Source organism: Streptomyces sp. CB02980, from assembly GCF_014451325.2.
GTDB lineage: Bacteria > Actinomycetota > Actinomycetes > Streptomycetales > Streptomycetaceae > Streptomyces.
Map to the genome: position 1 here is coordinate 160,274 of NZ_JACSCH020000013.1, position 14,127 is coordinate 174,400.

11 protein-coding genes are annotated in these 14,127 nt (G+C 72.3%); 4 read left to right on the plus strand and 7 right to left on the minus strand.

Going from position 1 to position 14,127, the window contains the following annotated elements; translation table 11 throughout:
• Positions 1-49 precede the first annotated feature (49 nt).
• Together E0F75_RS25875 and E0F75_RS25880 are read right to left on the minus strand one after the other, a co-directional pair.
• Complete coding sequence (locus tag E0F75_RS25875) at positions 50-2,188, minus strand: 3-hydroxyacyl-CoA dehydrogenase NAD-binding domain-containing protein (protein WP_229313073.1); 2,139 nt, start codon at positions 2,186-2,188, stop codon at positions 50-52.
• Positions 2,185-3,399, minus strand: coding sequence for an acetyl-CoA C-acyltransferase (locus E0F75_RS25880; RefSeq protein WP_229313075.1), 1,215 nt, complete (start codon positions 3,397-3,399; stop codon positions 2,185-2,187). Before E0F75_RS25880 ends, E0F75_RS25875 begins: the two co-directional genes overlap by 4 nt.
• Before the next feature lie 308 nt (positions 3,400-3,707).
• Between E0F75_RS25880 and E0F75_RS25885 the strand changes: the two genes are divergently transcribed.
• Positions 3,708-4,835, plus strand: coding sequence for an alpha/beta fold hydrolase (locus tag E0F75_RS25885; RefSeq protein ID WP_229313076.1), 1,128 nt, complete (start codon positions 3,708-3,710; stop codon positions 4,833-4,835).
• A gap of 55 nt (positions 4,836-4,890) precedes the next feature.
• Here E0F75_RS25885 and E0F75_RS25890 read toward each other — a convergent pair whose 3' ends face one another.
• From E0F75_RS25890 to E0F75_RS25900, 3 genes are all read right to left on the minus strand, one after another.
• A complete protein-coding gene (locus E0F75_RS25890) occupies positions 4,891-6,174 on the minus strand; it encodes a ribonuclease D (RefSeq protein WP_229313077.1) in 1,284 nt (427 codons plus the stop codon).
• An 82-nt stretch (positions 6,175-6,256) separates the two neighbouring features.
• Positions 6,257-6,922 (minus strand): response regulator transcription factor, encoded by a 666-nt coding sequence (locus E0F75_RS25895; protein ID WP_015037008.1) that lies wholly within the window; start codon positions 6,920-6,922, stop codon positions 6,257-6,259.
• 261 nt (positions 6,923-7,183) lie between these two features.
• The gene (locus E0F75_RS25900) at positions 7,184-7,885 is read right to left on the minus strand and encodes a DUF3000 domain-containing protein (protein WP_229313079.1); all 702 of its coding nucleotides are present in this window, start codon (positions 7,883-7,885) and stop codon (positions 7,184-7,186) included.
• Positions 7,886-7,975: 90 nt separating this feature from the next.
• Between E0F75_RS25900 and hemE the strand changes: the two genes are divergently transcribed.
• The gene (gene hemE / locus E0F75_RS25905) at positions 7,976-9,052 is read left to right on the plus strand and encodes a uroporphyrinogen decarboxylase (RefSeq protein ID WP_229313081.1); all 1,077 of its coding nucleotides are present in this window, start codon (positions 7,976-7,978) and stop codon (positions 9,050-9,052) included.
• 60 nt (positions 9,053-9,112) lie between these two features.
• Here the strand turns inward: hemE and E0F75_RS25910 are convergent, their stop codons facing one another.
• Together E0F75_RS25910 and E0F75_RS25915 are read right to left on the minus strand one after the other, a co-directional pair.
• The gene (locus E0F75_RS25910; protein ID WP_308189606.1) at positions 9,113-10,486 is read right to left on the minus strand and encodes an FAD-dependent oxidoreductase; all 1,374 of its coding nucleotides are present in this window, start codon (positions 10,484-10,486) and stop codon (positions 9,113-9,115) included.
• 67 nt (positions 10,487-10,553) lie between these two features.
• Entirely contained in the window at positions 10,554-11,675 is a 1,122-nt protein-coding gene (locus E0F75_RS25915) for a DUF4349 domain-containing protein (RefSeq protein WP_229313082.1), read from the minus strand.
• 79 nt (positions 11,676-11,754) lie between these two features.
• On the opposite strand from E0F75_RS25915, the gene hemG reads away from it, so the two are divergent.
• Positions 11,755-13,218 (plus strand): protoporphyrinogen oxidase, encoded by a 1,464-nt coding sequence (gene hemG / locus E0F75_RS25920; RefSeq protein ID WP_229313106.1) that lies wholly within the window; start codon positions 11,755-11,757, stop codon positions 13,216-13,218.
• A 17-nt stretch (positions 13,219-13,235) separates the two neighbouring features.
• The gene (hemQ, locus tag E0F75_RS25925) at positions 13,236-13,949 is read left to right on the plus strand and encodes a hydrogen peroxide-dependent heme synthase (RefSeq protein WP_229313113.1); all 714 of its coding nucleotides are present in this window, start codon (positions 13,236-13,238) and stop codon (positions 13,947-13,949) included.
• Positions 13,950-14,127: the final 178 nt, after the last annotated feature.

A 14,127-nucleotide genomic window follows, 5' to 3' on the forward strand; every position in this document is an offset into this window, starting at 1 on the left:
AGAAGGTGCCGGGGCCGTTCACGTACGCCCTGGGGCGCGAGGCCGGGTGTTACGCCGGGACGCTCGCCACGCCCTGCGCGAGGAAACGCTTGCCGTTGACGCGCTCGGCGACGCCCTCACGGTCCAGGTACGGCGTGATGCCGCCCAGGTGGAAGGGCCAGCCCGCGCCGGTGATCAGGCAGAGGTCGATGTCCTGCGCCTCGGCGACGACACCCTCCTCCAGCATCAGGCCGATCTCCTGCGCCACCGCGTCCAGGACGCGGTCGCGGACCTGCTGCTCGGTCAGGACGGAGTCGCCCTGGACGAGAAGCGCGGCGACCTCGGGGTCCAGCTCGGGCTTGAAGCCGTTCTCGGGCTTGTAGACGTAGAAGCCGCGCTTGCCGGCCTCGACGACGGCCTTCAGGTTGGGGGAGACGATGAAGCGCTCCGGGAAGGCGCGGTTCAGGGTCTCGGAGACGTGCAGACCGATGGCCGGGCCGACGAGCTCCAGGAGGACCAGCGGCGACATCGGCAGGCCGAGGGGCTCGATCGCCTTCTCGGCGGTCTCGACCGACGTGCCCTCGTCGATGACGTTCTGGATCTCGCCCATGAAGCGGGTCAGGATGCGGTTCACGACGAACGCCGGGGCGTCCTTGGTGAGGACCGCGGTCTTCTTCAGCTTCTTGGCGACACCGAACGCGGTGGCCAGCGAGGCGTCGTCCGTCTGCTCGCCGCGGACGATCTCCAGGAGCGGGAGGATCGCGACCGGGTTGAAGAAGTGGAAGCCGACCACGCGCTCCGGGTGCTGGAGCTTGGAGGCCATCTCCGACACCGAGAGCGAGGAGGTGTTGGTGGCGAGGATCGCGTGCGCCGGGGCGACCGCCTCGACCTCCGCGAACACCTTCTGCTTGACGGACATCTCCTCGAACACGGCCTCGATGATGAAGTCCGCGTCCGCGAAGCCCTCGGCCTTGTCCAGGACACCGGAGACCAGGCCCTTGAGACGGTTGGCCTTGTCCTGGTTGATGCGGCCCTTGCCGAGCAGCTTCTCGATCTCGGCGTGGACGTAGCCCACACCCTTGTCGACGCGCTCCTGGTCGATGTCGGTCAGGACGACCGGCACCTCGAGGCGGCGCAGGAAGAGCAGGGCGAGCTGGGAGGCCATCAGACCGGCGCCGACGACACCGACCTTGGTGACCGGGCGGGCCAGCGACTTGTCCGGGGCGCCGGCGGGGCGCTTGCCGCGCTTCTGCACCAGGTTGAAGGCGTAGATGCCGGAGCGGAGCTCGCCGCCCATGATCAGGTCCGCGAGGGCCTGGTCCTCGGCGTCGAAGCCCTTCTGCAGGTCGCCGTCCTTGGCGGCCTCGATGATGTCGAGGGCGCGGTAGGCGGCCGGCGCGGCACCGTGGACCTTGGAGTCGGCCACGAGACGGCCCTTGGCGACGGCCTGGTCCCAGGCCTCGCCGCGGTCGATCGCGGGGCGCTCGACGGTCACGGAGCCGTTGAGGACGGAAGCCGTCCAGATCAGCGACTGCTCCAGGAAGTCGGCGCCCTCGAACAGCGCGTCGGCGATGCCGAGCTCGAAGACCTGCTTGCCCTTGAGCTGACGGTTCTGGTTCAGCGAGTTCTCGATGATGACCGAGACGGCCTTCTCCGCGCCGATCAGGTTCGGCAGGATGGCGCAGCCGCCCCAGCCGGGTACCAGACCGAGGAAGACCTCGGGCAGCGAGAAGGCCGGCAGGGCCTTCGACACGGTGCGGTAGGTGCAGTGCAGACCGACCTCGACGCCGCCGCCCATGGCCGCGCCGTTGTAGTACGCGAAGGTCGGGACGGCGAGCTCGGACAGCCGCTTGAAGACGTCGTGGCCGCCCTTGCCGATGGCGAGCGCCTCGTCGTGCTTCTTGAGCAGCTCGACGCCCTTGAGGTCGGCGCCGACGGCGAAGATGAACGGCTTGCCGGTGATGCCGACGCCGGTGATCTCACCGTTCGCGGCCTCGGTCTCGACCTGGTCGATCGCCGTGTTCAGGTTGGCGAGCGACTGCGGGCCGAAGGTGGTCGGCTTGGTGTGGTCGAAGCCGTTGTCCAGCGTGATCAGGGCGAACCGGCCCGCACCCGCGGGCAGTTCGAAGTGCCGTACGTGGGCGCTCGTGACGACCTCGTCGGGGAAGAGCTCCGCGGCGCCCTTCAGAAGCTCGGCGGTGGTGCTCACTTGCCCTCCCAGTGGGGGTTTTCCCAGATGACCGTGGCGCCCATGCCGAAGCCGACGCACATCGTGTTGAGGCCGTAGCGGACCTGCGGGTTCTCCTCGAACTGGCGGGCCAGCTGCGTCATCAGACGGACGCCGGAGGAGGCGAGCGGGTGACCGTAGGCGATGGCGCCGCCGTACTGGTTGACGCGGGCGTCGTCGTCGGCGATGCCGTAGTGCTCCAGGAAGGCGAGGACCTGGACCGCGAAGGCCTCGTTGACCTCGAAGAGGTCGATGTCCTCGATGGACAGACCGGCCTTCGCGAGGGCCTTCTCGGTCGCCGGGATCGGGCCGTAGCCCATGACCTCGGGCTCGACGCCGGCGAAGGCGTACGAGACGAGGCGCATCTTCACCGGGAGGTTGTTCTCGCGGGCGAAGTCCTCGGAGGCGATGATCGAGGCGGTGGCGCCGTCGTTGAGACCGGCCGCGTTGCCCGCGGTGACGTTGCCGTGGACGCGGAACGGCGTCTTCAGGTTGGCCAGCGACTCCAGGGTGGTGCCCGGGCGCATCGGCTCGTCGGCGGTGACCAGGCCCCAGCCGGTCTCACCGGTGGAGGCGTCGGTGCGGCGGACCGAGATCGGCACCAGGTCCTGCTGGATCTTGCCGTCGGCGTACGCCTTGGCGGCCTTCTCCTGCGAGCGCACGGCGTACTCGTCGGCGCGCTGCTTGGTGATGCTCGGGTAGCGGTCGTGCAGGTTCTCGGCGGTCATGCCCATGAAGAGGGCGGACTCGTCGACGAGCTTCTCCGACACGAAGCGCGGGTTCGGGTCGACACCCTCACCCATGGGGTGGCGGCCCATGTGCTCGACGCCACCGGCGATGACGGCGTCGTAGGCGCCGAAGGCGATCGAACCGGCGACCGAGGTGACGGCGGTCAGCGCGCCGGCACACATGCGGTCGATGGAGTAGCCCGGCACCGACTGCGGCAGCCCGGCGAGGATGCCCGCCGTGCGGCCGAGCGTCAGACCCTGGTCACCGATCTGCGTGGTCGCGGCGATGGCGACCTCGTCGATCTGCGCGGGGTCGAGGCCGGGGTTGCGGCGCAGCAGCTCCCGGATGGCCTTGACGACGAGATCGTCGGCGCGGGTCTCGTGGTAGATGCCCTTCGGGCCCGCCTTGCCGAACGGGGTGCGGACGCCGTCGACGAAGACGACATCCCTGACGGTACGAGGCACGATGGCTCTCCTCCAGGGTGCGGGATGGCACTGCTGCGGCACACGCCTAAGCGTGCGCTTGCTTCCCCCATGCTACTTGTGGGTAACCAAGCTGCCCAGCCCCTGGGGCCCAAGCGGCGAAGGTCACACCCCGAGAATGCCGCCGGGCCGACCGCACGCCCCCCGCGTACGCCCGTCTGATCGGAGGGTCCCGCAACCCGATGGGCCCAGAGCGGCGGCCGTGTCGCGGCGCGGCCGCCCGTCGGCGGGCGGAGTCTGGCACCGGCCCGGGGCACGAGGCTCCGGCCCCGCCCACGGAAAGGACTCCTATGGCGATCATCACCAAAGACCACGCAGTCCCCCACACGTCCACCGTCCCCGCGAACAAGGGCAAGGCCGTCAAGCTCTTCGTGCGGGAGCGGAGGAACAGCGCGTCCGGAGGAGGGGCGCGGAAGCCGGTCCTCATGCTCCACGGCCGGAGCGTCCCGGCGCTCGCGGGCTTCGACCTTCAGTACAAGTCGTACAGCTGGGCCGAGGCCCTGGCGAAAGCCGGCTACGACGTCTTCATCATGGACCTCCAGGGCTCCGGACTGTCGCCGCGTCCCCAGATGGACGACCCCCGCAACGTCAACCCCGCTCATCAGCACCTGCTGACACCACGGCCACCGGGATTCACGCCGGGCCCGCCGAACTACCCGTTCCAGCTGACCAACTCGAACAGCGACCGGGACGAGCTGAACACCGTCGTGGACTTCATCCGCGCCGAGTGCGAGGTGGAGAAGGTCGCCTTCATCGGCTGGTCCGCCGCCGCGTTCACGATGGGACCGTACGCGGTCAAGAATCCCCAGAAGGTGGAGAGCCTCTTCCTGCTGGCGCCGATCTTCCCGCCCAAGGGAACGTCGACCCCGCCGGCCACGCTGCCGCGGCCGGGCTTTCCGACCTTCCTCGGCACGAAGCCCGGATTCGGCAGCGGCTGGAAGACCGAGGTGCACTGCGACGGCCAGCGCAAGGACGACGTCGTCGAGGCGGCGTGGGACGCGATCATGAAGAGCGACCCGGTCGGCAGCACATGGGGTCCGCCGACGGAGGGGCTCAACCGGATCAGGAACTTCGTCCGGTGGGGATGGAACGAGACCACCGCGGCACAGGGCGGAGTGCTCGGCGGAAGCGTCCCCGTACTGATGGTGTACGGGGAGTTCGACCGCCAGGTGAACACCTCGCCCCCCAACCCGGACCCGGAACTCAACTTCTCGGTCCCCGCGCTCTACGACGCCGTCACGGGCGCCCACAAGCTGATGGTCAAGCTGGACTGCGCGGGGCACTCGGTGGTGTGGGAGATGCAGCACAAGAACGTGCACAACCTCTCGAAGCACTGGCTCAAGCACCTCAAGGTCGACGGCAAGACCGAGGGCGTCTTCGACATGGACACCGACGGCAACCTCAGCCCGGCCCCGTAGACACGGCGGAGCCCCTGGCGGTCTCTCACACCGTCCAGGGGCTCTCCGAGCGGGGTCACACGGTCGCCGTCAGCGCCTTCACCAGGAGCGGGGTCACCAGTTCGACCTGCCAGGGTCGCGCCCCGTGGCCCGTCAGGGCGGCGGCCACGCCCGAAGCGTCGCCGGGGGTCGGCGGCTCCCAGCAGACGCGGCGGACCGTGTCCGGGGTGATCAGGTTCTCCTGCGGCAGGTTCAGTTCCTCCGCGAGGGCCGAGACCGCCGCGCGCGCCGCCGACAGGCGGGCCGCAGCGGCCGGGTCCTTGTCCGCCCAGGCGCGCGGCGGGGGCGGGCCGGCCACCTGCTGGCCCGGCTGGGGCAGCTCGCTCTCGGGCAGGGCGCGGGCGCGGTCGACGGCCGCCTGCCACTGCTCCAGCTGACGGCGGCCCATCCGGTGGCCGTAGCCGGGCAGCGCCATGAGCGCGGTCACGTTCACCGGCACCGCCAGCGCCGCCTCCACGATCGCCGCGTCGCTCAGCACCTTGCCGGGGGAGACGTCCCGCCGCTGGGCGACCGCGTCACGGGCCGTCCACAGCTCCCGTACGACCGCCATCTGGCGGCGGCGCCGCACCTTGTGCATGCCGGAGGTCCGCCGCCACGGGTCCTTGCGCGGCGGCGCGGGCGGAGCGGAGGCGATCGCGTCGAACTCCTGGTGAGCCCACTCGAGCTTGCCCTGCCGGTCGAGCTCCTTCTCCAGGGCGTCCCGCAGGTCGACGAGGAGCTCCACGTCGAGGGCCGCGTACCGCAGCCAGGGCTCGGGCAGCGGCCTGGTGGACCAGTCGACGGCGGAGTGGCCCTTCTCCAGGGCGTAGCCCAGGACGGACTCGACCATCGCGCCGAGGCCGACGCGCGGGAAGCCCGCGAGCCGCCCGGCGAGCTCCGTGTCGAACAGCGAGGTGGGGAGCATGCCTATGTCGCGCAGGCAGGGGAGGTCCTGGGTCGCGGCGTGCAGGATCCACTCGGTCCCGGCGAGCGCCTCGCCGAGTCCCGAGAGGTCGGGGCAGCCCACCGGGTCGATGAGCGCGGTCCCCGCGCCCTCGCGGCGGAGCTGCACGAGATAGGCGCGCTGGCCGTACCGGTAGCCGGAGGCGCGCTCGGCGTCCACGGCGACGGGGCCGCGGCCGGCCGCGAAGGCGGCGATCACCTCGGCGAGGGCGTCCTCGGTCTCGACGACGGGCGGAATCCCCTCGCGGGGCTCCAGCAACGGGATCGGAAGCCCATTCGCAGGGACATCGTCGTCCGGGGGGCCGCCCCCGGTGGTGCGCAGTGCTGTGTCTGCTGCGGTCTCTTGGGCGTCGGTCACCTGTCAAGGGTATCGGTGAACGGCAAGCGCCTGTCGACGGAACGTTCCGTCGACAGGCGCCGGCTTCTCGTCGAGCGCTCTGTCAGTGGATGATCCCCGTCCGCAGGGCCACCGCGACCATGCCGGCGCGGTCGCCGGTGCCCAGCTTGCGGGCGATCCGGGCGAGGTGGCTCTTCACGGTGAGGGCCGAGAGGCCCATGGAGACGCCGATCGCCTTGTTCGACTGGCCCTCCGCGACGAGCCGGAGCACCTCGACCTCACGGCCGGAGAGCTCGCGGTAGCCGCCCGGGTGGCTCGGGGCACCCGGGGGGCGGCGGTGGCCGAGCCGCGCGGCCGCGGCGCCGATGGGGGCGGCGCCGGGTCGGGTCGGGTGACCGATGTTCGTACGGGTGCCGGTGACGACATAGCCCTTCACGCCGCCCGCCAGGGCGTTGCGCACGGCACCGATGTCGTCCGCCGCCGAGAGGGCGAGGCCGTTGGGCCAGCCCGCGGCGCGGGTCTCGGACAGCAGGGTCAGGCCGCTGCCGTCGGGCAGGTGGACGTCGGCAACGCAGATGTCGCGCGGGTTGCCGACGCGGGGACGTGCCTCCGCGATGGAAGAAGCCTCGATCACGTCGCGTACTCCGAGGGCCCACAGGTGGCGGGTCACGGTGGAGCGGACGCGCGGGTCGGCCACGACGACCATGGCCGTCGGCTTGTTCGGGCGGTAGGCGACCAGGCTTGCGGGCTGCTCGAGGAGAACGGACACCAGGCCTCCTGGGGGGAAGGGTGCGGGACGGAGCCGGCTCGGGGAAGAAGCCGGGGGCGAACCCGTGCTGTGAAGGGGTCACTGGTTCCTTCGGCAGCTGGGCCGCCCGCCTTTAGGGAAAGATCACGATTTGGTGAGTAACAATTAGGGCAATTCGGACGCGTGATCGATCATCCTACGAGCGGGCCCCCTCGTGTCACCCCTGAGAGGGAGTGCCGGGGCCGTCTTCGGACACTCCGAAGGTTGGCTTGATCCCACCCCTCAGACCTGCTGCGGCCCCCGCCGCTGGGGCAGCGAGACGATCCCCGCGCCCGACACCGTCCCCGCCGCGCCCGTCGCCGGATCGGCCGGCACGGGCGGCAGTCCCGCGATCTGGCAGAGCAGATCGCACCAGGCCGCCAGATGCGCTCCGGTGTCCGGCACCCCGCCCAGACCCTCGCGCGGCGTCCAGGACGCCCGGATCTCGATCTGCGTCGCCGGCCTGCGGTCCGCGAGACCGCCGAAGTAGTGCGAGCCCGCCATCGTGACCGTGCCGCTCGCCTCCCCGTACGCGAGCCCCCGGGCCTCCATGGCCCCGGTCAGCCAGGACCAGCACACCTCGGGCAGCAGCGGATCCGCCGCCATCTCCGGCTCCAGCTCCGCCCGGACCAGCGTGACAAGCCGGAAGGTGCCCTTCCAGGCCTCGTGGCCGTCCGGATCGTGCAGCAGCACGAGCCGCCCGTCCGCGAGGTCCTCCTCGCCGTCCACGACGGCCGCCTCGACCGCGTACGCGTGAGGGGCGAGGCGCTGCGGGGGCCTCGTCGGGTCGATCTCGATCTCGGGCCGCAACCGCGCCGAGCGCAGCGCCTCCACCGCCCGGCGGAACGCGGGGGGTACCGGGTTCGCCTCCGTACTGTCCGCCGTTTCGTCCGTCCCTCGATCGCCTTCGGAATGATCGGAAAAATGTCCCTGAGCCGCAGCCATGCGGGGAAGAGTAGGCGGAACGGGGCCTCTGTGCAGGGAGGACACCCGGCCCGGACGAGCGGCTTCCCGCCACATGCGAAGATTCTGGGCGTGAGTGCCAACGACAGCCCGCAGGGCCAGCAGACGAAGCAGCAGTCGCGGACGCACGACTCCGCGTTCCTCAAGGCATGCCGGCGCGAGCCCGTGCCGCACACCCCCGTCTGGTTCATGCGGCAGGCCGGGCGCTCGCTCCCCGAGTACCTGAAGGTGCGCGAGGGCATCCCCATGCTCGAGTCCTGCATGCGGCCCGAGCTGGTCACCGAGATCACCCTCCAGCCGGTCCGCCGCCACAAGGTCGACGCCGCGATCTACTTCAGCGACATCGTCGTCCCCCTCAAGGCCATCGGCCTCGACCTCGACATCAAGCCCGGCGTCGGCCCGGTCGTCGCCGACCCGATCCGCACCCGCGCCGACCTGGACCGGCTGCGCGACCTGACCCCCGAGGACGTCCACTACGTCACCGAGGCCATCGGGATGCTCACCGAGGAGCTGGGCGACACCCCGCTCATCGGCTTCGCGGGCGCGCCTTTCACCCTCGCGAGCTACCTCGTCGAGGGCGGTCCCTCGCGCAGCCACGAGCGCACCAAGGCGATGATGTACGGCGACCCGCAGCTGTGGGCCGATCTGCTCGACCGCCTCGCCGAGATCACCTCCGCCTTCCTCAAGGTCCAGATCGAGGCCGGCGCCTCCGCCGTCCAGCTCTTCGACTCCTGGGTCGGCGCCCTCGCCCCGGCCGACTACCGGCGCTCGGTGATGCCGGCCTCCGTGAAGGTGTTCGACGCGGTCGCCGGGTACGGCGTCCCGCGCATCCACTTCGGCGTCGGTACGGGCGAGCTGCTCGGCCTCATGGGCGAGGCCGGCGCGGACGTCGTCGGCGTCGACTGGCGCGTCCCGCTGGACGAGGCCGCCCGCCGCGTCGGCCCCGGCAAGGCGCTCCAGGGCAACCTGGACCCGGCCGTGCTGTTCGCCGGGCGCGAGGTCGTCGAGGCCAAGGCGGACGAGGTCCTGGCCGCGGCGAAGAACCTCGAGGGGCACGTCTTCAACCTCGGCCACGGCGTCATGCCGTCGATGGACCCGGACGCCCTGTCCCGGCTCGTCGAGTACGTCCACACCAGGACGGCCGTCTGACGCACCCGCCAAGCCCGTCCGACGGCCGCCGGGGACACCCCGGCGGCCGTCGTGCCGTCGTCAGCCCGCCGCGCGGACCGCCGCCGTCGCCTTGCGGGCCGCGATCAGGACCGGGTCCCACACCGGCGAGAACGGCGGCGCGTACCCCAGGTCCAGGGCCGTCATCCGCTCCACCGTCATCCCCGCCGTCAGCGCCACGGCCGCGATGTCCACCCGCTTCGCCGCGCCCTCCCGGCCCACGATCTGCACCCCGAGCAGCCGCCCCGTGCGCCGCTCGGCCAGCATCTTCACCGTCATCGCCGCGGCCCCCGGGTAGTACCCGGCCCGGCTCGTCGACTCCACGGTCACCGTCACGTACCGCAGCCCCACCTCCCGCGCGTCCTTCTCCCGCAGGCCGGTCCGGGCGAGCTCCAGGTCGCAGACCTTGGACACCGCCGTGCCCACGACCCCCGGGAACGTCGCGTAGTCGCCGCCGACGTTGGACCCGATGACCTGGCCGTGCTTGTTCGCGTGCGTCCCCAGCGGCACGTACCGCTCGCGGCCCGAGACCAGGTCAAGGACCTCCACGCAGTCACCGCCCGCCCAGATGTCCTCGTGGCCGCGGACCCGCATCGCCAGATCGGTGAGCAGTCCGCCGTGCGCCCCCAGGGGCAGCCCCGCCGCGCGGGCGAGCGAGGTCTCCGGCACCACACCCATGCCCAGGACGACCACGTCCGCCGGATACTCGGCCTCCTCCGTCGCCACCGCCCTGACCCGGCCGTCCTCGCCGGTGAGGACCTTCGTGACCTCCGCCGACGCGACCGTCGTGATCCCCAGACCGTCCATCGCCCGGTGCACCAGACGGCCCATGTCCGGGTCCAGGGTCGCCATCGGCTGTTCGCCCCGGTGCAGGACCGTCACCTCGTAGCCCCGGTTGAGGAGAGCCTCGGCCATCTCCACGCCGATGTAGCCCGCGCCGACCACGACCGCCCGCCGCCCCGGCACCGCGTCCAGCGAGTCGAGCAGCGCCTGCCCGTCGTCCAGGGTCTGCACCCCGTGCACCCCGGGGGCGTCGATCCCCGGCAGCGCCGGCCGCTTGGGCCGGGCGCCCGTCGCGACCACCAGCTTGTCGAAGCCCGTCCAGGTCTCCGTACCGGCCTCCAGGTCCCGCGCGAGGACCCGGCGGCCTGGCACGTCGATCGCCGTCACCTCCGTCCGCATCCGCAGGTCGATGGCGCGTGCCCGGTGTTCCCCGGGGGAGCGCGCGATCAGCTTGTCGCGCGTGGCGACGTCACCGCCGACCCAGTACGGGATGCCGCAGGCCGAGTACGAGGAGAAGTGACCGCGCTCGAACGCGACGATCTCCAGCTCCTCCGGCCCCTTGAGCCTGCGCGCCTGCGACGCGGCGGACATCCCCGCCGCGTCGCCACCGATGACCACCAGTCTTTGACTCACCTCTCCATTTTGGGCTCGGTTCGCCTCCAAAGTGCCAAAGCCGGAGGAACAGCCGCGCCCCTTCGGCTCACTCGCCGGTGCCGGGGGTGTCGGGCGTCTCCGGGGGTACGGAGGCTCCCGCGGCGTTGCGGCGGGCGGCGGGGACGGCGGGCGGGGCCTCCGGCGGGGCCGCCGGGTGGGCGTCCGTGCGCTTGGCGCGGCGGGGGCGGACGACGTGGCGCCACACGAGGTAGGCGATCAGGGCCACGGCCAGCCACGGCGCCAGGGCCGCGAGGACGACGACGGCCCAGGAGACCGCGCCGACCAGGGCGTTCCAGCCGCCGCTCAGGGCGTCACCGAAACCGGGGCGGCCCTCCTCCTCGTTCTCCTCGGCCCGCGGCTTCTCCTTCTGCGACAGCTCCAGGGTGATCGTCGCCAGCGACGTCTTGTCCCTCAGGGAGGACTGCTGGGCCAGCAGCGACTCCAGGTCCGCCTGCCGGCGGCTGAGTTCGCCCTCCAGGGTCACCACGTCGGTCAGCTTCTCGGCCCGCTCCATCAGGGCCCGCACCCGCGCCACGCTCGCGCGCTGGGTGGCGATCCGGCTCTCCACGTCCACCACCTGCTCGGTGACGTCCTTGGCGTCGGCCTTGCGGGCCAGCAGCTTGCCCGTGCCGGCGAGCTCGGTGAGGACGGAGTCGTACCGCTCCTGCGGCACCCGCAGCACGACGCGGGAGGTGACGTACCCGTCGTCGAGCCGCTCCGTCGACTCGTTCTCGACGTGCCCGCCCGCGCCTGCCGTCACGTCGCGCGCCGTGACCAGGGCCTTCGTCACATCGCCGACCTCCACCGAGAGCGAGGCCGTACGGATGACGTGCTGCTGCGCGGGGGCCTTCGAGGGCGCGGACGGGGCCTTCTCGGCGCCCGATCCGGCGTAGCCGTCGGCGGCGCCCTGCGCCGCCGTGTCGCCCTTGGCGTCCGCGGGCCCCGCCGCGCTCAGGTCGCGCTTGGCGTCCCCGGCCGTGTCGACGCCGCCGGCCCCGCAGCCGGTCAGCACCAGCGCGGCCGTGAGCAGGGCCGCGCCCGCCGCCGCCCGCGTTCTCGCCGTCGTACGTGAGCTCCGCATCGAGTCCCCCCAGGGGTGGTAGGTGTTGCCGGTTCGACGTACGAGCCCACCGATCGGGTTGCCCTCCGGCGGTAGCGATGCGGTCACGGTCCGGCCTCGGAACGGAAGCGGGCGGAAGAGGGAGCCTCGGAACCGGAGCCGATGGGCGATTTGAGAGAGTGGTCCCATGAACGCGGACACCACGGGACACCACGCCGGGCCTCATGTCGTCGTCGCCGGAGGCGGTATCGCCGGACTCGCCGCCGCCCACCGGCTGGCCGTCGCCGGCCACCGGGTGACCCTCCTCGAAGCGGGGCCGCGGCTCGGCGGCAAGCTGCTCGCCGGGGAGATCGCGGGCGCCCCCGTGGACCTCGGCGCCGAGTCGCTGCTCGCCCGCCGCCCCGAGGCGGTCGCCCTCGCCCGGGCCGTCGGCCTCGGCGACCGGCTCCAGGCCCCCGGCACGACCACCGCGTCCGTCTGGTCCCGGGGCGAGCTCGTCCCCATGCCCAAGGGCCACGTCATGGGCGTCCCCGGCGACGCCCACGCCGTCGAGGGACTGCTCTCCGCGGAGGGCGTCCGCCGGATCGGCCTCGACGCCGAACTGCCCCCGGCCGAGATCGGCGACGACATCGCCATCGGCGCGTACGTCGCCGCCCGCATGGGCCACGAGGTCGTCGACCGGCTCGTGGAACCCCTCCTCGGCGGGGTGTACGCCGGTGACGCCTACCGCATCTCGATGAAGGCCGCCGTCCCCGCGCTCTTCGAGGCCGCCCGCACCCGGCCCACGCTCACCGCCGCCGTCCGCGCCGTCCAGCAGGCCGGGGCGGCCGTCCCCGCCGACGCGGCGGGCGCCGCCACCGGCCTCGGCGGCACCGTCTTCCTCGGCGTCGACGGCGGTGTCGGCACCCTGCCCGGCGCCGTCGCCGACGCGATCCGCGCCGCCGGCGGCGAGATCCTCACCGACGCCCCCGTGACCGCGCTCCGCCGCACCGGGGCCACCGGCTGGCAGGTCGTCAGCGGCGACCGGGTCCTCACCGCCGACGCCGTCGTCCTCGCCACTCCCGCCGGCCCCGCCGCCGCGCTCCTCGCCCCGCACGCGCCCGCCGCCGCCGCCGAGCTCGACGCCATCGCGTACGCCTCCATGGCCCTGGTCACGCTAGCCTTCCGCCGCACCGACATGCCCGCCCTGTCGGGCTCGGGGTTCCTCGTGCCACCCGTCGACGGCCACACGATCAAGGCCTCCACCTTCTCCTCGCAGAAATGGCAGTGGGTCACCGACGGCGCCCCCGACCTGTTCGTGCTGCGGACCTCCGTCGGCCGCCACGGTGAGGAGGACCAGGTCCACCGCGAGGACGCCGACCTCGTCGCCGCCTCCCTCAAGGACCTCGCCGCCGCCATCGGACTCACCGCCCGGCCCGTCGCCACCACGGTCACCCGCTGGATGGGCGGCCTGCCGCAGTACCCGGTCGGCCACCTCGCCCGGGTCGCCCGGGTCCGCGAGACCGTCGCCGCCCTCCCCGGACTGCGCGTCGCGGGCGCCGCGTACGACGGTGTCGGCATCCCCGCCTGCATCGCCTCGGCCCATCGGGCGGCCGACGAGATCATCGCCACGTCGAAAAGGACCGACCCCGGTGCGGGGCACTCCCTGTGACGGGCGAGAATAGGCGTATGAGTGCGCCCGAAAAGATCCCGAACGCCGGTAAGAAGGCGAAGGACCTCAACGAGGTCATCCGCTACACCCTGTGGTCCGTCTTCAAGCTGCGCGACGTTCTCCCCGAGGACCGCGGCGGCTACGCCGACGAGGTCCAGGAGCTGTTCGACCAGCTCGCGGCCAAGGACATCACCGTCCGTGGCACGTACGACCTCTCCGGTCTGCGCGCCGACGCCGACGTCATGATCTGGTGGCACGCCGAGACGAGCGACGAGCTCCAGGAGGCGTACAACCTCTTCCGCCGCACCCGCCTGGGCCGCGCCCTGGAGCCGGTCTGGTCGAACATGGCGCTGCACCGCCCCGCCGAGTTCAACAAGTCGCACATCCCGGCCTTCCTGGCCGACGAGAACCCGCGCGACTACGTCTCGGTCTACCCCTTCGTGCGCTCCTACGACTGGTACCTGCTGCCGGACGAGGACCGCCGCCGGATGCTCGCCGACCACGGCAAGATGGCCCGTGGCTACCCGGACGTCCGCGCCAACACGGTCGCCTCCTTCTCCCTCGGCGACTACGAGTGGCTCCTCGCCTTCGAGGCCGACGAGCTGCACCGCATCGTGGACCTCATGCGTCACCTGCGCGCCTCCGAGGCGCGGATGCACGTCCGCGAAGAGGTCCCGTTCTACACCGGTCGCCGCAAGAGCGTCGCCGACCTGGTGGCGGGCCTGGCCTGACGGCCGCACGAAAACCTGGTGGTGGCCCGGCTCCCGGCCGGGCGCGCCACCCCTCGACCCGGAAGATCAGACGGCAGGCGTGACCATTGCCTGCCGCGCCAGCGACACCGGGTCCGGCTCCGGGTGCGGCGCGCATACGCGCGCCGCACCGGCGTCCTTTCCGGGGCCTTCTCGCTGC